This is a genomic window from Microcoleus sp. K1-B1, assembly GCF_036704705.1.
GTDB lineage: Bacteria > Cyanobacteriota > Cyanobacteriia > Cyanobacteriales > Microcoleaceae > Microcoleus.
On sequence record NZ_JAUBSH010000008.1, the window covers coordinates 18,300 to 36,939 of the forward strand.

12 protein-coding genes are annotated in these 18,640 nt (G+C 46.2%); 8 read left to right on the plus strand and 4 right to left on the minus strand.

The features are described 5' to 3' along the window. The first annotated feature begins 332 nt into the window (after positions 1 to 332). Positions 333 to 1,412, plus strand: coding sequence for a PIN/TRAM domain-containing protein (locus QUA83_RS04450; protein ID WP_333057600.1), 1,080 nt, complete (start codon positions 333 to 335; stop codon positions 1,410 to 1,412). A gap of 317 nt (positions 1,413 to 1,729) precedes the next feature. Here QUA83_RS04450 and QUA83_RS04455 read toward each other — a convergent pair whose 3' ends face one another. Then, a complete protein-coding gene (locus QUA83_RS04455) occupies positions 1,730 to 2,302 on the minus strand; it encodes a Uma2 family endonuclease (protein ID WP_333057601.1) in 573 nt (190 codons plus the stop codon). A gap of 532 nt (positions 2,303 to 2,834) precedes the next feature. On the opposite strand from QUA83_RS04455, the gene QUA83_RS04460 reads away from it, so the two are divergent. Beyond that, the gene (locus tag QUA83_RS04460) at positions 2,835 to 4,082 is read left to right on the plus strand and encodes an MFS transporter (RefSeq protein ID WP_333057602.1); all 1,248 of its coding nucleotides are present in this window, start codon (positions 2,835 to 2,837) and stop codon (positions 4,080 to 4,082) included. A 205-nt stretch (positions 4,083 to 4,287) separates the two neighbouring features. Here the strand turns inward: QUA83_RS04460 and QUA83_RS04465 are convergent, their stop codons facing one another. Further along, positions 4,288 to 6,498, minus strand: coding sequence for a Tex family protein (locus QUA83_RS04465; RefSeq protein WP_333291815.1), 2,211 nt, complete (start codon positions 6,496 to 6,498; stop codon positions 4,288 to 4,290). Between the two features lie 242 nt (positions 6,499 to 6,740). On the opposite strand from QUA83_RS04465, the gene QUA83_RS04470 reads away from it, so the two are divergent. Then, complete coding sequence (locus tag QUA83_RS04470; RefSeq protein ID WP_333291817.1) at positions 6,741 to 7,580, plus strand: Uma2 family endonuclease; 840 nt, start codon at positions 6,741 to 6,743, stop codon at positions 7,578 to 7,580. Positions 7,581 to 7,634: 54 nt separating this feature from the next. On the opposite strand, the gene QUA83_RS04475 is transcribed toward QUA83_RS04470, so the two are convergent. Next, positions 7,635 to 8,612 carry a class II fructose-bisphosphate aldolase gene (locus QUA83_RS04475; RefSeq protein WP_333291819.1) on the minus strand — a complete coding sequence of 326 codons (978 nt, stop codon included), beginning with the start codon at positions 8,610 to 8,612 and terminating at the stop codon, positions 7,635 to 7,637. A gap of 268 nt (positions 8,613 to 8,880) precedes the next feature. After that, positions 8,881 to 9,615, minus strand: a complete 735-nt coding sequence (locus tag QUA83_RS04480; RefSeq protein ID WP_333181642.1) for a phosphoadenylyl-sulfate reductase — start codon at positions 9,613 to 9,615, stop codon at positions 8,881 to 8,883. 1,229 nt (positions 9,616 to 10,844) lie between these two features. Here QUA83_RS04480 and QUA83_RS04485 point away from each other — a divergent pair. From QUA83_RS04485 to QUA83_RS04505, 5 genes are all read left to right on the plus strand, one after another. Next, complete coding sequence (locus QUA83_RS04485) at positions 10,845 to 11,210, plus strand: response regulator (RefSeq protein WP_333080153.1); 366 nt, start codon at positions 10,845 to 10,847, stop codon at positions 11,208 to 11,210. A 257-nt stretch (positions 11,211 to 11,467) separates the two neighbouring features. Beyond that, complete coding sequence (locus QUA83_RS04490) at positions 11,468 to 11,971, plus strand: chemotaxis protein CheW (RefSeq protein ID WP_333291822.1); 504 nt, start codon at positions 11,468 to 11,470, stop codon at positions 11,969 to 11,971. A gap of 90 nt (positions 11,972 to 12,061) precedes the next feature. After that, positions 12,062 to 17,854 (plus strand): PAS domain S-box protein, encoded by a 5,793-nt coding sequence (locus QUA83_RS04495; protein ID WP_333291824.1) that lies wholly within the window; start codon positions 12,062 to 12,064, stop codon positions 17,852 to 17,854. A 102-nt stretch (positions 17,855 to 17,956) separates the two neighbouring features. Next, the gene (locus tag QUA83_RS04500) at positions 17,957 to 18,259 is read left to right on the plus strand and encodes a type II toxin-antitoxin system RelE/ParE family toxin (protein WP_333291825.1); all 303 of its coding nucleotides are present in this window, start codon (positions 17,957 to 17,959) and stop codon (positions 18,257 to 18,259) included. Then, positions 18,256 to 18,585, plus strand: coding sequence for a hypothetical protein (locus QUA83_RS04505; protein ID WP_333291827.1), 330 nt, complete (start codon positions 18,256 to 18,258; stop codon positions 18,583 to 18,585). The genes QUA83_RS04500 and QUA83_RS04505 overlap by 4 nt, the downstream gene beginning before the upstream one ends. The last annotated feature ends 55 nt before the right edge of the window (positions 18,586 to 18,640 follow it).

An 18,640-nucleotide genomic window follows, 5' to 3' on the forward strand; every position in this document is an offset into this window, starting at 1 on the left:
TTAAACAATCATGAATAATTATGTATATTATGACATTTTCTGACAAAAAAAGGGGTGCGAACCATCGGCTCTTTTAATTTAACCTCGTACCCGTTTTGATCTGCCAAAATTCCCCAACAGCCCGCATCGCGGTCTATTCGCACCTCGTGCCTGCTGGCGGCGGGGCGCGCTAAATCCCGATCGGCTCCCTGGCACATCCCCCAAAGGGTACAACGGGTAAATATAAGTTTATAAAAATCCCTCAGCAAATATAGCGATATCCGACCAAAGCATGAAAACAAGTATCAGCACTAGAAAGATATAATAGGCATAAATTCATTAACCTAGAACTAATGCTAGACGCAATCATAATAATCTCATTCATAATCGCAGGCGGAGGCATCGGCTATTACGGAGTCGAACTCCTGCCGAGCAATCTGCTGCTGCAAGTTACAAATATACAAGGCTTAAGTTCTGTACTAGGTTCCTTTGGAGCATTAATCGGCTTCGTGATGGGATTAGTGGCTCAAACAACCTATCGCCGCCTAGAAAAACAAGTCCGCGATATGCCGGTGGAGATGCTGCTGACGCGGGCGATCGGCTTAATCATCGGACTGCTAGTAGCAAACTTAATGCTGGCTCCGCTGTTCCTGCTGCCCATACCCCGCGAGTTCGGCTTCATCAAACCTTTAGTCGCAGTCTTGGGTAGCGTCATGTTCGGCTTCACAGGGGTCAGTTTGACAGACACCCACGGCCGCGCTTTCTTGCGACTGATCAACCCCAAAAGCTTTGACACGGTGTTGCTAGCCGAAGGTACTTTCAAACCAGCCACTGCCAAAGTTGTCGATACTAGCTGCATTATTGACGGCAGAATTGAAAACTTGCTAGAAACAGGTTTCCTCGAAGGTCAAATTATCGTGCCCCAATTCGTGCTCCAAGAACTGCAACTGGTAGCTGATTCCGCCAACGATCAAAAGCGAGTGCGCGGACGCCGCGGCTTAGATGTACTCAACCGCATCAAAGAAACATATCCAGAACGCATTCAAATTCACTCGGCAGACTACGAAGATATTGCCACAGTCGATGCAAAATTAGTCCGATTTGCTTTAGATATCGACGGCATTTTGCTCACCAACGATTACAACTTATCGAAAGTAGCTACCGTCCAAAAACTGCCGGTTTTGAATATCAACGATTTGACTCATGCGGTGCGCCCGACTTATTTGCCGGGAGATACGATCGAACTAAAAATCCGCAAAGAAGGCAAAGAACCCTCTCAGGGAATCGGTTACTTGGATGACGGCACAATGGTTGTCGTAGAAGCCGGCAGCAGCTATGTCGGTGGCGAAGCCAGAGTCGTAGTCACCAGCGCCCTGCAAACCAGCGCCGGCCGCATGATATTCGCCCGTCCTCAAGAATCCGTTATTGTTTAAAACTGAGTAACAATGGCCAGGGCAATCAGAATCAAATATTGCGATCGCTGTTCCCAATCTGCCCCGACTCTCTACCGCGCCCGGTATGACGAGTCGGGGCAGTGGTTTTTTTTGTGTCTTAAATGTTGGGAATCGGTAAGTAAAAACAATCCTTTTTACTTCTACGGTGGCACTTGGAAAGCCAGCAAGAAAAAATAGCAATTACCAGCTTCTTCTTCTTTTCTCTTCCTACCCTACGGGAACGGCTTCGCCGAACGCGTCCTTAGCGTCTTCGCGGTTCAATCGTATCAATATCAGTGATTCTAGAGTAATTAAAATCAACCAATCCCGATCGCATCTTCATACAATGTCTCGATCGCACAGCTAAAATTCACGCTAGCAAACTGAACTTCTTGTCCTTGACTGTAAGGATAAAGCACCCACAAACCCTCTGCATTCCGGCGAAAACACTCTACACTAACTCTTTCTTGATTGATTAATACATACTCTTGCAAACTTTCGGAAGTACGGTAATCGGCAAACTTTTCACCTCTGTCAAAAGCCGCTGTTGTTGGCGATAAAACTTCCACAATTAAGCGCGGGTAGATAATGAAATCTTCAGCAGTATTTCTGTCCCGTTCATCGCAACTCACCGCTACATCGGGATAGTAATAGAAATTTGATGTCTCATTCCGAACTTTCATGTCTGCCATGTAAGTTATGCAGCCACTTCCCCGAAGATGGTTTCTCAACAAAGTTGCTGCATTTACACTAATGATGACATGAGCTTTGCTTGCCCCTGCCATTGCATAGATTTCACCTTGTCTGTACTCGTGTTTGATCGGACTGACTTTCTCGCCTGCTAAATAATCTTCAGGAGAGACGTAGGTGTCGCTTTTACTTGCAACCATATAATTTTAAGGTTGGTGAGGATTACACAATTATAGCCCAATACGCTTGGGTTAGCGCTTTCAGACGAATTTCATTTCACGCATTTATGAGAGTTGCAAACTTGTGAAAGGAAATCAGATTATTCTTATCCCCAGCGTATTGTTTAATGTGTAGGTTTTCTCGCCACACATTCGATTCATGGGGAAATTGAATGCGATCGCACAGCCATCAAACAAACCACTTTGTGGGATTAAAAAATTTCTGTCAATGCGTAAATCCTAGCTTTGCTGATAACCTGAACTAATAAGTCTTATAAGAAATTCTGTATCTAAATATACTATTTTTGTATAAATCATGACATTTATCAAGGTATCCTGACATTAAGGGCTAAATTCCACACCTTACCTACAAAATTTGTAACCTCCAGAGTTGAGAAGGTACTCCAAGCTTTCACCAGTCCATCGCCCTTGGCTGTCGGCGTTGGCACTCCAGCTAAGTTCTCAGATTTTAGTCGTCCGTGAAATGTGATATGAGTTGAAATCTCCCAAATTCATGCCGAAACTAAAAGAATCTTTTAATCACCCCCATACCGAACCAGCCGATACCGCGATTCGCCTAAAGCAGCATAAAGACCTGTTTTCCTGGCTTTCGATCGCTGCGGGGCTAATTTTTCTACAGGGGTACATGATTGCTCCCCTGATTCCACGTTTGGCTGAAGTTTTTAATGTTCCGGTTCAGGAAATCGGCTTTATCGTTCCAGCCTATATGCTGTCCTATGCACTGATGGCATTATTCTTCGGCCTCCTGTCCGATCGCTTTGGTCGATGGTCTATTATTCGCATCTCGCTTGCTCTTTTTGTCATTTTCACCGCTTTAACTGCCACGGCCCAAAATGCTTCGCAGATGGCAACCTGGCGGCTATTAACCGGGATTGGAGCAAGTGGTGTGATTCCCCTTACCTTCGCCTTAATTGGCGATTTATTCCCGTTCGATCGGCGAGGTGCCAAGCTAGGATTGGTGTTTGCAGCAATGGAAGGGGGAATGGCAGCAGGCTCTGCGGGGGGAGCGATTCTTGAGCCATTTGTAGGTTGGCGAGTGCTCTTTCTAGGTACTGCTTTGCTTGCTGCTGTTGTGCTTTGGCGCCTTCATCCTTACGGTTCTTTATTTGATACACCAAAAGTCACCAAATTACCGCCTATTCGCCAAATCTTTAGGGGATACAGCCAGATATTAGCAACCTTTCGGGGGCAGCGTACATATGCTTATGTTCTGTGGAATGGTATTTACCACTCTGGGGTATATACATGGCTAGGGTTGTATTTATCGCAACGGTACGGTATGGATGCCTTGAGCATTGGTTTAAACATTCTTGGGTACGGCATTCCCGGTTTATTGCTAAGTTCTTTCATTGGTCAAGCCGTCGATCGGTGGGGACGGCGTTGGCTCGTTCCAGCAGGGTTGGTAATGGCTGCTGTGGCTGGGATTGCAATGATTTTTGAGATTCCGCCACTGGGAACGACGATCGCAGTTCTTATTTTGTCTTTAGGGTATGACCTGACTCAACCGTTGTTTGTCGGAATTGTGACCGATCTCGGAGATGACAACAATTTGGGGCAAACGATGGGACTGAAAGTATTTACTCTCTTTACTGGATTTGGTGTAGGCAGTCTCGTATTTGGAGAGCTACTGCGCTTTGGATTTGGGCCTTCTCTCGCTATCTTTGGTGGCATTCAGTTGATAATTGGTTCGATCGCAGTCCCACTATTCTGGCAGGAAGTCCCCTCTCGATTACGGGGTTAGCGACTGTTGCCCAAAGCAATGTTGCATACATTAATACTGCTCAAATCATTGCGCTCACTGTTCTGTTGTAGAGCATCTATAGAGCAATACGCTTGGGTTAGCCCTTTCAGACGAATTTCATTTCACGCATTTATGAGAGTTCCAGACTTTTGAAATACTCACCGCGCCTTCAGGCCGGTGAGTATTTCACCTTTCCCCCAAAGTTTCAACGTCGGCGCGGGGCCGGAAGCCTCGCACTATTGCCATTTTGCGGTTGCGGTTTTTCTTGCAACTTCATCGTCAAACTAACCCGCTTTAACTTCTCATTCACCTCCAAAACCCGCACTTTCACAACTTGTCCGACTTTGACAATCTGTTTGGGGTCATCTACAAAGCGATCGGCTAATTGAGAAACGTGAACCAAACCATCTTGGTGCACTCCCACATCAACAAAGGCTCCAAAGTTAGCTACATTCGTGATTATGCCTTCTAATTCCATCCCAACTTGCAAATCGGAGATTTCTTTGATTCCTGCTTGGAAAGTGGCATATTTAAACTCGGCACGCGGGTCTCTTCCCGGTTTTTCTAGTTCCGAAATAATGTCTCGGAGTGTTGGTTCTCCGACTTTCTCTGTGACATATTTCTTGATGTTTACAGTCTTGATTTTTTCAGATATTTGTGTTATTCCAGTCAGCGGCAAGTCTAAATCCTTGGCGATCGCCTGCACGACAGGATAACTTTCGGGATGAACTGCTGTATTGTCCAGGGGGTTTTCGCCGCCGCGAATGCGGAGAAACCCGGCTGCTTGTTCAAAAGCTTTTGGCCCGAGTTTGGGAACTTTCAGCAGTTGGCGGCGATTTTTAAACGCGCCATTTTCGTTGCGGTAATTGACGATATTTTTGGCAACTGTTGCCGTCATTCCTGACACAAATGTTAGCAGTTCTTTCGAGGCTGTGTTTAAGTCAACTCCGACATAATTCACGCAGCTTTCGACAGTTTCGTCGAGTTTCTTTTTGAGCAGTTTTTGGTCAACATCGTGCTGGTATTGACCGACTCCTATTGATTTCGGGTCGATTTTCACGAGTTCGGCGAGGGGATCTTGCAAGCGTCGTCCGATGCTGACTGCGCCGCGGACGGTGATGTCGAGATCGGGAAATTCGGCGATCGCCACCTCGCTTGCTGAATAAATCGATGCACCGGATTCATTCACCATGACTTTAATCGGTTTTCTTTCCATTTGGGCCAAAACTTCCGAAACAAATTCGTCTGTTTCGCGGGAAGCTGTACCGTTGCCGATCGCGATTAATTCAATTTTATATTTTTCAATTAAATGCTTGACAATTTTACCCGCTTGTTGTCGCTGAGCGGCCGCTTGGTGGGGAAAAATTGCTTGATATTCTAAAAATTGCCCGGTTTCATCGAGGGCGGAAACTTTACACCCCGTGCGAAATCCCGGATCGATCGCCAATGTGGGTTTCATTCCCGCCGGCGCCGACAGCAGCAACTCGCGCAGGTTGGTTTCAAAAGTGGCGATGGACTCGATATCAGCGACTGCTTTGTTGTGCGATCGTACTTCCGTGATTAACGAAGTCTTCATCAGTCGGTTGAAGGCATCCTTCAAAGTCGATCGATAAAACTCTTTAACTTCTGGTATCCTAGTTCTAATTTCCTGACTTTCCAAATAAGCCATCACGGCGGATTCATCAAAAGCCAGTTCCAAATCTAAAACCCCTTCCGTTTCCCCGCGAAACAGCGCTAACATATTGTGCGACTGAACGCTTCTCGCTGCAACTTGATAATTGCGGTACATTTCAAATTTAGTGCTTCCTTCCGGGAAATCCTCTTTAATTTTAGAGACAAAAACTCCTGTTTTCATCAAAAATTCTCGCAAATAAGCCCGCAATTCGGCTTTTTCCGAAACCGCTTCCGCCAAAATATCCGCAGCACCTTTGAGAGCTTCTTCTGCTGTTTTAACGCCCTTTTCTTCCGAAATGTATTTAGCTGCTTCCGCCTCAAAATCTGCTGGTTTAGCCGTCGGTAAGTTCAGACTTTTGATAAAATTTGCCAGCGGTTCCAAACCTTTTTCCCTAGCAATTGTCGCTCGCGTCCGCCGCTTGGGTTTGTAAGGCAGATAAAGGTCTTCGAGTTCGTTTTTTTGCAAACATGATTCGATTTTAGCTTGCAATTCTTCAGTGAGTTTCCCCTGAGAGCTAATAGTCTCTAAGATTGACTTTTTGCGCTCTTCAATTTCCGTCAAATAGGTGAAGCGATCGGAGATGTCCCGCAACTGAATTTCATTCAGCAAATCCGTGCGTTCTTTGCGGTAGCGGGCAATAAACGGAATAGTTGCTCCCTCGGCGAAAAGTTCCAGAGCATTATTGACTTGAGACAGATTAATGGAAAGTTCTTGAGCAATCAGTTGAGGAATGTCGATCATAGTGCAGAATTTCGGATCAGTCAATTTTAGATTTTAGATTTTAGATTTTAGATTAACTTCACAGACGAGAGGAAGAAAAGGGATAATTCCGATTTTGTTAAAATCGTTTTCTAGGAGTGCCACCGTCCCGCACAGCAAAGCCGATATATCTCGCTTCTAGCTCTCCGGCTTGCACTCCTGTGAAAGCCTCATTGGGATGTTCCCGTGATGTTAGCATAAATGCAGTCATTTCTCAATATTATATGTTGCCTTTTAAATATCCTGTGCCGCAAACAGATCCGCCGCGATCGCCCAGAGAAACGCTGCCGACGATGTACGATTTACCCAGCGAAGACCCGGAGGAACCTGGTTTGCCTGACGAATTTCACGATTTGCAGCCGCAGTTGTTGAGCCTGACGTTTCGACCTCGGAATTATCCAGCTTCTGAGATATTTAGCGGCACTGACATGAACCTTTATTATGACGTGCATCATACTCTGTGGCACAAGCAGCCGGATTGGTTTGCAGTTGTGGGAGTTCCCCGACTTTACGATCGATCCGAACTGCGGATGAGTTATGTTACTTGGCAGGAAGGCGTGAATCCTTTTGTAATTGTAGAACTGCTTTCGCCGGGAACGGAAAAAGAAGATTTAGGCGACAATACCGATGAAGAAAAGTTGCCACCTCAGTCGGGAAACACTGCCGGTAACGGGCAAGTTTTGCAGCCGGAGACGAAGGAGGAACCGCCGAGAAAATGGGAGGTTTACGAGCAAATCTTGCGGGTTCCTATTTATGCAGTTTTCAGCCGCTATACTAACAAATTGCGAGTGTTTGAATTGAAGGGCGGACACTATCAAGAATTAGAATTGCCCGAGTCGCGAGTGTGGATTCCTGACCTAAGTTTGGGCTTGGGTTTGTGGCAAGGAGAGTTTCAGGGAATCGATCGACTGTGGTTGCGCTGGTATGATGTTGATGACAATTGGATTCTGACTGAAGCGGAACAGCAACGGCAGCGGGCCGAGTCAGCGGAAGCTCAATTGCAGTCTTTAATTCGGCGGCTGCGGGAAGCTGGCATCGATCCCGATCGATTTTTAAACGGTTAGAGAGGACTGAAGTCCTGACTAAAAAGAGGTTCGCAGTCAGGACTTTAGTTTTTTTTACTTCAACATCAGACTGAAAGCCTCACTATACACAGGCTTTAACATTTGATCAAAACTTGATTGGTTGCGGCTGGTTTGGTTGTTGCTGGTGCTCTTTGCGGTCAAGTCATCCGCGTAGGGAGAGTGATGCAAATGAGCTTTACCGACAGAACCGAAAAGTTGCAGTTTGTCAGAAATGACCCATCGCATGGCATTGATAGATTTTTCCATTATTTCCAACAAATCCGGATCTGACAAAGAAATGCTACTTTTTAACACGTCCATATAAGCTTCGCGAACTTCTGTATTCACATTGAATTTCGATACCCCGAATTGAATACATTGATGAATCATTGATTCCGGCAAACCGCTAGCACCGTGCATCACTAATGGCACTGAAACAGCAGCCCGGATTTTTGCCAGACGCGGAAAATCTAGTTTTGGTTCGCTTAAATATTTGCCGTGAACGTTACCAATTGTTACGGCTAAAAAATCCACATTAGTTTCTTTGATAAACTCTACTGCTGCTACGGGATCGGTCATTTTTGCGGCTTTCTCATCGATTGTCAAACCGTCTTCCCTGCCACTAATTCTGCCGATTTCTGCTTCAACTGCCGCACCGTTAGCGTGGGATAATTTAGTCATTTCCCGGCTAAATATTAAGTTTTGTTCGTATGGCAAAAAAGAACCGTCTGCCATAATTGATTTGATGCCGGCGGCTAGGGCGAGGTGAATGTCTTTTTCTGAGGTGCCGTGATCTAAGTGTACTGCGATCGGCACTAAAGACTTGCGAGCCGCTTTGATACACAGCGCTACTAAAGGCGATTGTCCGTATTGGAGGACGCTGGGGTGAAGTTGCAGTATAGCAGGACTGTGCAGCGCTTCGGCCGCATTGATGACGGCTTTTACTCCTTCGAGGTTGTAGACGTTAAAAGCGCCGATCGCATAACCATTTCTCAAGGCCGTGTTCAGCAATTCGCTAGTTGACGCGAGCATATAGTACCTGCTTTAAAAACTTTTCTGAATGTTGACCATTCTATCAAAGTTCAAGGGCAAGCTCAGCGTAATTTGTGTTTATTTTAATTGCGAATTCTTCCGCTACTATTTATTCTTAATGTCGAGCATTATATCAAAGTTCAAGGGCAAGCTCAGCGTAACTTTTGTTTATTTTAATTGCGAATTCTTCCGCTACTATTTATGTTGTGAAGTGCATTTATTCTTGGCTAAGGTGCGCTAGGCGCACCTTACTACTAAGTGATTTAAACTATGTTTGTGCGTTTCCAGCGTGCAAACCGCATTCTTTTACGGTCGCTTCTTCCCACCACCAGCGACCTTCGCGTTCGTGTTGGTTCGGCAATACTGGCTTCGTACAAGGTTCGCAACCAATACTTACAAAACCGCGTTCGTGCAACTTGTTGTAAGGGACATCCAAAGCGCGAATGTATTCCCAAACCTCTGCCGAAGACCAGTTTGCTAAGGGGTTGAACTTAATTAATTCATGGTCAGGAGTTGAGAATGCAGTGTCAACTTCAATAACCGGAATACCGTTGCGGGTACTGGGACTTTGGTCTTTCCGCTGACCGGTAATCCAAGCATCGAGAGTATTCAATTTGCGGCGCAGCGGCTTGACTTTCCGCACGCCACAGCATTCTTTGTGACCGTCTTGATAAAAACTAAACAATCCCTTTTCTTCTACTAGGGCTTGTACTTCTGCTGCATCGGGAAACATTACTTCTAATTTAATGCCGTAATGTTTTCTGACTTGATCCAAAAACTGATAAGTTTCCGAGTGTAATCGTCCGGTGTCTAGGGTGAAAACGCGGAAATTTTTGGTAATTTTTGAGGCAAGATCGATCAGAACTACATCTTCAGCCCCGCTGAAAGAAATGGAGATATTGTCAAAATTTTCTAGGGCAAATTTGAGAATGTCTCGCGGTGTTTTTTGACTGTATTCTGCTTCTAGCGCGGCAATGTTGAGATTTCTTTGGATGGCAACCATATTTTCGGGTTTTCGGTGTTCTTTTCCTCTAGCCCTTTATTATAGCCGATCGCCGTCTCTCTCTCTCTCCGACTAATTTGACAATCAAGCAATGTCGTCCGGGGCCCCCGGATTCATCCGTGAAGCGAAAAAAAATCTCCGACTGCTCATCACCAGCCCCCGGATTTATCAGTGGGAGCGCTTCTTCAAATCTAAAATCTAAAATCTAAAATCTAAAATCGATTGACCGCATCTGGCAGCAGTCTTTTCGGCTGGGCCCACAATCAAGCTCAAGGATGGCGATCGCCTGCTGGCAGCAGTTTTGGTGAACCCAACACTCCTCTACTGGGTAAAATGGGACTGTCGCGCGGCCCATTGATATCAAATCTGTTAACATCGGAATTATTCCTATCTCTATTCTTTTCATCTGCGTGAATCAGCGTCAATCTCTTGTCATCTGCGGTGAATAAGTTATCTTTTTTTTACCGCAGATACAGGCAGATAAACACAGATTAACGCAGATGAATTAGATTGTTGGCTGTTGACGTGGTTTTACTATTCCGATGCTACCTAAATTGATATGAGTTTGCGACGCAATTATAAATCACAAAGAACCAATTTTTTTAAATATCATTGCTACAATACTTAAAGTTGACTTGTATAATTAATAAAAAATTAGTGCTGGCTCAGTGAAGTAGTGCTGTAGCTTACCTGATGAAAACCTTTTTTGTCCGCAAAGTCGCACCGTTATAGCTATTTTTTACTTTGTTTGTGGCGACAACTAAATAATTTCTTTAGCACTCTTTCGGCATTTGTCAAAACAAAGTTGTTTAAAAAAAGCTAAATAAAAGTAGAAAATACGGCTTTTTCTGCGAATATATCCTTATATTGCCATCCTAAATTATTGGTAAATTTATTACTCCCTCCTCGCAGGTTCGGGGAGGGTAATGTGAGGTAAAAATCCTACTCCAGTAAGGATTGCTATACTAAGATATGGTGAAAAACCAACAGCGAATTACCAAGAATAAATTACTAATTGCCGATTAATTTATTCAGAGCGATTCCGTTAGTAAAGTAAATTTTTATCGCTTTTTATCCCTGACCGCCAACCTTCAGCCATACGATCGGCTATATTGTATTTGGAAGTACATTAATTTGTCCGCAAACCGGTATAGTCCCATCGCCGCCGGTCGCGCCAGCTTCTGAATAAACGTAGTCCGCTGTCAATAACAGCAAGGAAGTGTGGAATTATGTCAAAAATTTTAGTGGTGGACGACGTTAAGAGCGAACTAGAAATCATCTGCCGCATTCTTCAAGATGCCGGACTGGATGTGATCCGGGCAGGCGACGGCGAAGAAGCGATCGCCATGATCCGCAAAACCCCTCCGGCTTTGGTCGTTTTAGATGTAGTGATGCCACGAATGAACGGGTTTGAAGTGATCAGAGAATTGCGGGGCGATCGCACAACTGCCAAATTGCCCGTAGTATTTTGTACTCATAAAAACACCGAGATCGATAAAGCTTGGGGAACTGATTTAGGGGCCGACGCTTACGTCAGCAAACCCTTTGAACCTCAGCAACTCGTCCACATAGTGCAGCGCTTGCTTTCAGCGTAAACCGAATATAAAGTGCTCGGCCGCTTCTCAAAAAACATTATACCGACAAACCCCGTTTTTTTTTAATTAACTGGGTTTTTGACTTCCATAAAAGTTTATGTTTAATGATAGAAACCTGCTTATTTGCCCAGTTGCGATTTATTTAAGGGAAATATTGGAGGCATCCAAAGTGATGCTGAAAAACTCGATCGGCGATCGGCTTTAGGGTCAAAGCAAAATTCTAATTGATAAGCTACACTATAAACTAAAAATAAACCATGAAAACAACGGCTCCCCCTGCTGGGGGGCATCAGACAAGTGGAACAAAGCAATTTCTCCTGTTCGCTCAAGGAGGCAGTCTGTTCGGCATAGAGTTAGAGGCAGTGCGGGAAGTCCTTTCACTCAAGGAACAACCAATTTCCCTGGTTCCCAATACCCAGCCATTTTTGCTGGGATTAACCAACTTGCGGGGCGAAATCTTAGCAGCAGCAGACTTCGGACTGTTTGTCGGTATTGAGTCGGTTGACACCTACCACCCAAACAGCCGCATCTTAGTGGTAGAAGCGCCTGATCCACGAGACGTGAGATTGTTGTCGAAAATGCGCCTAGGATTAGCCGTCTCCCGCGTCGAAGGAGTTTTACCTCTCAATCCCGATCGCATTGTCTCAGCACTAGATGTCAGTCCCGACCTAGCTCCATTCTTAAAAGGTCTGTACAATTCCGAAGGACGCTTGCTAATGATTGTCGATGTAGAAGCGATCGCCCATTCCGAACGCTGGTAAGAATCAACAATACAGATAAGTCTGCAACGGCTGTGCATCAATAATATTAACTAACGATCGCCGGCATCCGATTTGCCCATCCTTAATTTTATGATCAAAATTCTCTATACCTGGATCGCAACGACTTTCACCCTGACGTTGCCTGACTTCTCCCAATCAGTGCTAGCTGCGGCTGCTAATTGCATCATTTGTGCGTGTTACTTTGCCATCGCCTGGTTAATCAGCTTAGGTTTGTGGCGAAACCGTCAATTCGGGTTCGACATCTTCGCCACAGTCACAGCAGGCATATTTTGGAGCTGCGCTTTCGGTCACAGCGGCCACGCCGCCGAATACCTAGGACTGCCGCACTCTCCGGTGGCGCAAACAGTGTGGGATTGGATAACTGTAATTCCGGCGCTCGCTTTTTTGAGTTTGTCCAACCGCTACGACTTCTTAGTAGGTTCCACCCAAATCCTTAACTCTAAAAAAGAAACAGAACAAGCACTGAGCGAAACTACCCAGCAATTTCATGCAATCTTCGACCAAGCTTTTCAAGCGATCACATTATTGGAGCCAGACGGTACTGTGATCGAAGCAAATCAGACATCGCTAGAATTGGGCGATTTGCAAGCATCAGAAGTGCTGGGGCTGAAATTTTGGGTGACACCTTGGTGGGTATCATCTCCAACCAACCAGCAGCGCCTAAAAACAAACATTAAACAAGTCTCGGCGGGCAAGTTTGTCCGGGAAGAATACGAAATCACCGGATTCAACAACCAGGTGACAGTAATGGATGTGTCGTTTAAGCCGCTGTTAAATAAAACAGGAGAAGTATTTCAAATCCTCGCCGAAGGCCGCGACATTACCCAGCGCAAACAGGCAGAAGCCGCATTGCAGCAGCTAACCGCAGAACTAGAGGAGCGAGTGAATGAAAGAACCGAGCAGATCCTGCAAACTAACGCACAATTGGAACAGGAAATTCGCGAGCGCACCGCAGTCCAAGAGCAATTAAAAGCCTCAGAACAATTCTTAAACAACATCCTCAACAGCATCCCCGACCCGATTTACGTCAAAGACCAAGAGCACCGATGGATAATATTAAACGATGCCTTTTGTCAATACATAAATCACAGCCGAGAAGAACTAATTGGCAAATCCTACGACCTGTTCTTGTCCAAACAGGAAGCAGAGAAATATCGAGAAAAAGACGAATTAGTTTTCTCGACCAATACCAGCACCGAAATTCAAAAAACCATCACAGACCCAGCAGGAAACACCCGCTTTGTCTCCGCAAAAAAATCTACCTTTGTAGATGCCGACGGCAGACAATTTCTCGTTTCCGCGATTAGAGATATCACCAATCGCGTGCAAATGGAAGAACAACTGCGGCAGACACTGGCAGAAGCAGAAAGCTCCCAAAACTTGCTGCGTACAGTCATTGACGCTACGCCAGACTGCATTTTTGTCAAAGATCGAAACTTGCGCTACACCCTAGTCAATGCAGGTTTCGCCGCCGCCTTCGGCAAAACTCAAGCAGAAATTATCGGCAAAGACGACGCAGAAATCGGCATATCGGTCGATCGCATCTTCCCCAACTTCCACGCCCAAACCGATTCCGAGAACCAAATCCAAAACTTCCGGGCCGGCAACCACCTCGCCGTCGGTTCCAACGACTTAGCCACCTTAGCCGACGGTAAAGTACACAACTTCGACACCCAGAAATTGCCCCTCAAAGATGCAGAAGGCAATATTTTAGGAATGCTCGGCATGGCGCGCGACATCACAGAGCGTCGCAAATCGGAAAAAGAACTATTGCGGTTCAAAGCAATTTTAGAAACAACAACAGACTGGGTAGGCATAGCCGACACCCAACAGCGCGCCATTTATCTCAACCGCGCAGCTAGAGAAATGTTGGGAGTTGCCGACGACGGAGATTTAACCGGAATCAGCATTTCTGACCTGACATCCCCCAAAAGTATCGACACTATTGTGAAAGTCGGCATCCCCGCAGCTTGCCGGGACGGGGCGTGGAGTGGCGAGACTGTTTGGCAGAGTTTAGACGGCGAAGAAATACCAGTTTCTCAAGTAATTGTTGCCCACAAATCCGAGAATTCAGAAGTTGAATTTGTCTCAACGATCGCCCGCAACATTACAGAACGCAAGCGCGCAGAAGAAGCATTGCAGCAGAACTTGCAAATGCTTGACCTTGCCAGCGACGCCTTGATCGTTCGGGATATGGACGGCACGATTAATTATTGGAGTCAGGGAGCCGAACGGATGTATGGCTGGACAAAAAAAGCAGCCTTGGGGAAAGTCACCCATACTCTCTTGCACACCATTTTTTCCCAGTCATTAGCAGCCATTTCGGCACAGTTAGAAGAGCAGGATTATTGGGAAGGAGAAGTAATTCATACCACCAATTATGACACCAAAATCACCGTATTCAGCCGCTGGAATTTGCAGCGAGACGAACAGGGAAAGCCCAAAGCAATTTTAGAAACTAACAACGACATCACGGATCGCAAACAAGCAGAAATCGAAAAGCAAAGATTGATTTCGATCGTAGAAAGCAGCTCGGATTTTATCGGCACGGCCACCCTGGAGGGAGAGGCAACATACCTGAATGCTGCTGGAATGAAACTAGCAGGATTGCCAAATATTGAAGAAGTAAAAAGCAAAACTGTTTATGAATTTTTCTCAGCAGAAGATGTTAAGATCTTCAAAGAAGAAATCCTGCCGGCTACTGTGCGAGACGGTTTTTGGCAGGGTGAATTCCGCTTGAGGAACTTTCAAACCGGCGAAAACTTTCCGGTTGACTTCACCTTATTTACCGTCAAAAACCCTGAAACCGGCGAGCCTATGGGGCTAGCTACAGTTACTCGCGACATCACCGATCGCAAACGTGCAGAAGAGATGCTGCGCGATCGTGAAAGACTCTTCCGAGCGATTTTCGACCAATCTTTCCAATTCATAGGTCTGCTCAAACCGGACGGCACCGTTTTGGAAGCCAACCAAACAGCCTTGGCCGCCGCAGGCCTGCGGAGCGAAGAAATAATAGGCACTCCGTTTTCCGAAACCCTGTGGTGGCAGATTTCCCCGGAAACCAAGCAACAGATACAAGAAGCGATCGCCCTTGCCGCGGCCGGCGAGGTAGTCCGTTACGAAGTGGATGTGCTGGTTGCCAACGGTGCAGTGGCTACCGTTGACTTCTCCATCAAACCCATCACAGACGACAGTGGCAAAGTCTTGATGCTAATTCCAGAAGGCCGCGACATCAGCGATCGCAAAGCCCTAGAACGAGAATTAGTTTTGCGTCAAAGCCGCTTTGACGCATTTTTCACAGCCGCCCCCACCTCAATGTGTATTTTTGACGAGCAGTTGCGCTTCGTGCAAGTCAACGAGAAATTAGCGGCAACCACCGGCGTCTCAGTTGCCGAACACTTCGGTAAGACGGTGAGGGAAGTTATGCCCGAAATGAGCGATACCCAAGTGCCGATGTTGCAGCAGATTCTCGCCACCAACCAACCGTTGTTAAACGTTGAGGTATCGGGATCATTCTTCAACGAACCGGGCATCCTGCGAGATTGGCTGGCGTCATACTTTCCTTTGCCCGGCCCTGACGGCAAACCGATCGGTATCGGGGCTGTGGCGATCGAAATTACCGATCGCAAAAAAGCAGAAGAAGAGCGCGATCGATTTTTTACCCTTTCCCTAGACTTGGTTTGTACTTTAGATTTTGAAGGCAGATTCAAGCGCCTCAATCCCGCTTGGGAAAAAACCCTCGGCTACACCCTAGAAGAAGTGCAAGACCAATCTTTTCTCAATTTCCTCCATCCAGACGATCGCGAAGAAAGCTTAGCCGCAGCAAAAAGAGTAAACGAGGGCATCGAATTAAAGTTCTTTGAAAATCGCTACCGCTGCAAAGACGGTTCCTACAGGTGGTTGTCGTGGAAAGTGCGACCTGAAACCGAACAAAAGCTCATGTATGCAGTCGCTCGCGACGTTACCGAAAGCAAACAGGCGATGGTGCAACTGGAAAAAACAACAGCTCAATTAGCCAGTTCCGAAGACCAATTTCGCCAGCAAAGCAATCTCTTGCAATTGCTAATAGACAGCATTGGCGACGGCATAATTGCTGCCGACGAAAAAGGCAATTTTCTTTTGTTCAACCCCGCCGCCGAAGATATCTTTGGCATGGGTGCGACAGATGCTGTTCTCAACGAATGGTCGGCAAAATATGGTTTATTCTTGCCCGATACGGTAACTCCCTACCCCCCAGCCGAAATACCTTTAGCGCGCACGGTTCGAGGAGAAGCCGTTGACGACGTAGACCTTTTCACCCGCCACGCAGGCAAGCCAGAAGGCCTGTGGGTGAAAATTAACGGCCGGCCGCTCAAAGACGAAACGGGGGCCCTTAAAGGCGGCGTAGTCGTTTGCCGCAACGTCACAGAACAAAGAGCATCCCAGCAGCGAATGCAGCAGTTGGCCGAGGCACAGGAACGCTTGCTGCAAGAACTCAAAACGCGGCAAAATGCCCTAGACGAATCGGCGATCGTCAGCGAAACAGATGTCCAAGGCATGATTACCTACGTCAACGACAGATTCATTGAAATCTCTGGTTACAGCATGGGAGAACTCCTGCACCGCAACCACCGCCTCGTCAATTCCGGCTACCATCCCAAATCATTTTTTGAAGAAATGTGGGTGACACTTTCTCGCGGTTTGGTGTGGAAAGGGGAAATTAAAAACCGACGCAAAGATGGAGGGTTTTACTGGGTAGATTCGACGATATCCCCCATTTTTGATACCAGCGGCACAATAGTCAAATATATCGCCATTCGCTTTGACATTACCGAGCGCAAAGAGGCAGAAGAACGACTAGGAAAATTGGCAGCAGAACGTAAAGCTGAAGCTGATTCTCTGACGCAGCAAGTCCTTAAATTATTGGGAGAAATTAAAGGCGCGGCTCAAGGCGACTTGACAGTCAGGGCGGAAGTGACTAACGACGTTTTAGGTGCTGTCGCCGACTCTTTCAACTTCTTAATCGGTTCTCTGCGGAAAGTGGTAACGGGAATTCAAACTTTAGCCGAACAGGTAACATCTGCCACCGACGAGTCAATTAACAATACCAGTCAACTCACCCAACAGGCGGAAATTCAAGCAGCAAAAATATCTGCCATCATGCGCGAAATCGAGCGGATTGTGAATTCAATCCGCGACGTGCGAGATGTTTCGGTGCGGGCGGAAACAGTGGCTCAGCAGTCTTCTCAAACGGCTGAAGTCGGCGGTATGGCGGTCGATCGAGCTGTCGAAGGTATTAACGGGCTGCGGTTGACGATCGCCTCTACCTCGAAAATGATGAAGCGTTTGGGCGAATCTTCGCAGCAAATTGGCAAAATTGTGACTTCGATTTCTCAACTTGCTTCGCAAACTAATTTATTAGCTCTGAATGCTACTATTGAGGCGGCGCGAGCCGGCGAACAAGGTTTAGGCTTTGCAGTTGTTGCCGAAGAAGTGCGGAAATTAGCAGAAAGATCCGCCGGCGCTACTGAGGAAATCTCGGAAATTGTCGGTACAATTCAAGAAGAAATCAGCCGCGTGATGAAGGCAATGGAATCGGGGACGCTGGAGGTAGTGGAAGGCACTAAGCTAGCAAGCGAAGCTAAAACTCACCTCAATGCCATCATCGAAGTTAGTCGAGAAATGAATGCTTTGGTACAGAATATTACTAGCGCATCTGCCAAGCAAACTGTTTCGGCTGAGGGAATTGCTAACAGTATGCAGCAAGTCAACGAGATTGCGAATACGACCGCACAAAAAGGTGCGGATGTCAAAGCATCTTTGGACGAGTTGTCTGGTTCTCTGGGCCAATTGCAAAAGTCGGTGGCGAATTTCCGTTCGTAATTTTAGAACCCCGACTTATTGAAGAAGTCGGGGTTCTGGGTATTGTGGCAGTGTGCGATGATGAATGGTAAGATGGCTGAGTATTTGAAATACTTTTAGGTTGTGGCTATCGTGTTTGAGATTGAGTTTACAGACCAAGCGATTGAGGATTTGCAGTGGTTTAAGAAACACGAACAAAATGTAATTGTTGACGGGATTGAGGCTAACCTTTGTTATGAACCCACTACCGAGACGCGCAACCGGAAAGCCCTGCGTCCAAATAATACAGCAGAATGGGAATTGAGATTGGGTGTATATCGCATTTTGTACAACGTTGACAAGCAAGTTAAAATTGTCAGCATAGAGCGCATAGCTGGCAAGCAGGGGAATAGATACATATTTCAAGGAGAAGAGGAAGAACTATGATGAACTGGGATTATCGAGTATTTTTTGAGGATGGCGGGTACACAATTCGCACGGTGTATTATGACGATAAGGGTGCGATCGCAGCCTGCTCTGAAAAAGAAACCGCACCTTTTGGAGAATCAGTGGAAGAACTTCAAGAAGAATTAAACCAACTCCTTGCTGCTCTAAAAAAACCAGTTATTTCGGCTGACGATGTGCCACCTCCAAGCGATAGCCCGAAGGCAAAAAGAGGAAAATCATTGCAAGCAGTGCGGCAACAACTTGGCTTGGGATCGGAAATAACGAAAGAAAATTCCTTAGAAAATTCCTTGAGTTCAAACGATTAGCAAAGAACCGAGGTTATCGGTAAGAGTTAAAAACAACTAGCCGCTTATCTTAGCC

What these genes read in the sequence shown, in the direction of transcription:
- QUA83_RS04465 (WP_333291815.1), bottom strand. Translation starts at nt 6,498, where the DNA reads ATGATCGACATTCCTCAACTGATTGCTCAAGAACTTTCCATTAATCTG.
- QUA83_RS04480 (WP_333181642.1), bottom strand. Translation starts at nt 9,615, where the DNA reads ATGGTTGCCATCCAAAGAAATCTCAACATTGCCGCGCTAGAAGCAGAA.
- QUA83_RS04505 (WP_333291827.1), top strand. Translation starts at nt 18,256, where the DNA reads ATGATGAACTGGGATTATCGAGTATTTTTTGAGGATGGCGGGTACACA.
- QUA83_RS04470 (WP_333291817.1), top strand. Translation starts at nt 6,741, where the DNA reads ATGTTGCCTTTTAAATATCCTGTGCCGCAAACAGATCCGCCGCGATCG.
- QUA83_RS04495 (WP_333291824.1), top strand. Translation starts at nt 12,062, where the DNA reads ATGATCAAAATTCTCTATACCTGGATCGCAACGACTTTCACCCTGACG.
- QUA83_RS04460 (WP_333057602.1), top strand. Translation starts at nt 2,835, where the DNA reads ATGCCGAAACTAAAAGAATCTTTTAATCACCCCCATACCGAACCAGCC.
- QUA83_RS04450 (WP_333057600.1), top strand. Translation starts at nt 333, where the DNA reads ATGCTAGACGCAATCATAATAATCTCATTCATAATCGCAGGCGGAGGC.
- QUA83_RS04490 (WP_333291822.1), top strand. Translation starts at nt 11,468, where the DNA reads ATGAAAACAACGGCTCCCCCTGCTGGGGGGCATCAGACAAGTGGAACA.
- QUA83_RS04475 (WP_333291819.1), bottom strand. Translation starts at nt 8,612, where the DNA reads ATGCTCGCGTCAACTAGCGAATTGCTGAACACGGCCTTGAGAAATGGT.
- QUA83_RS04455 (WP_333057601.1), bottom strand. Translation starts at nt 2,302, where the DNA reads ATGGTTGCAAGTAAAAGCGACACCTACGTCTCTCCTGAAGATTATTTA.
- QUA83_RS04485 (WP_333080153.1), top strand. Translation starts at nt 10,845, where the DNA reads ATGTCAAAAATTTTAGTGGTGGACGACGTTAAGAGCGAACTAGAAATC.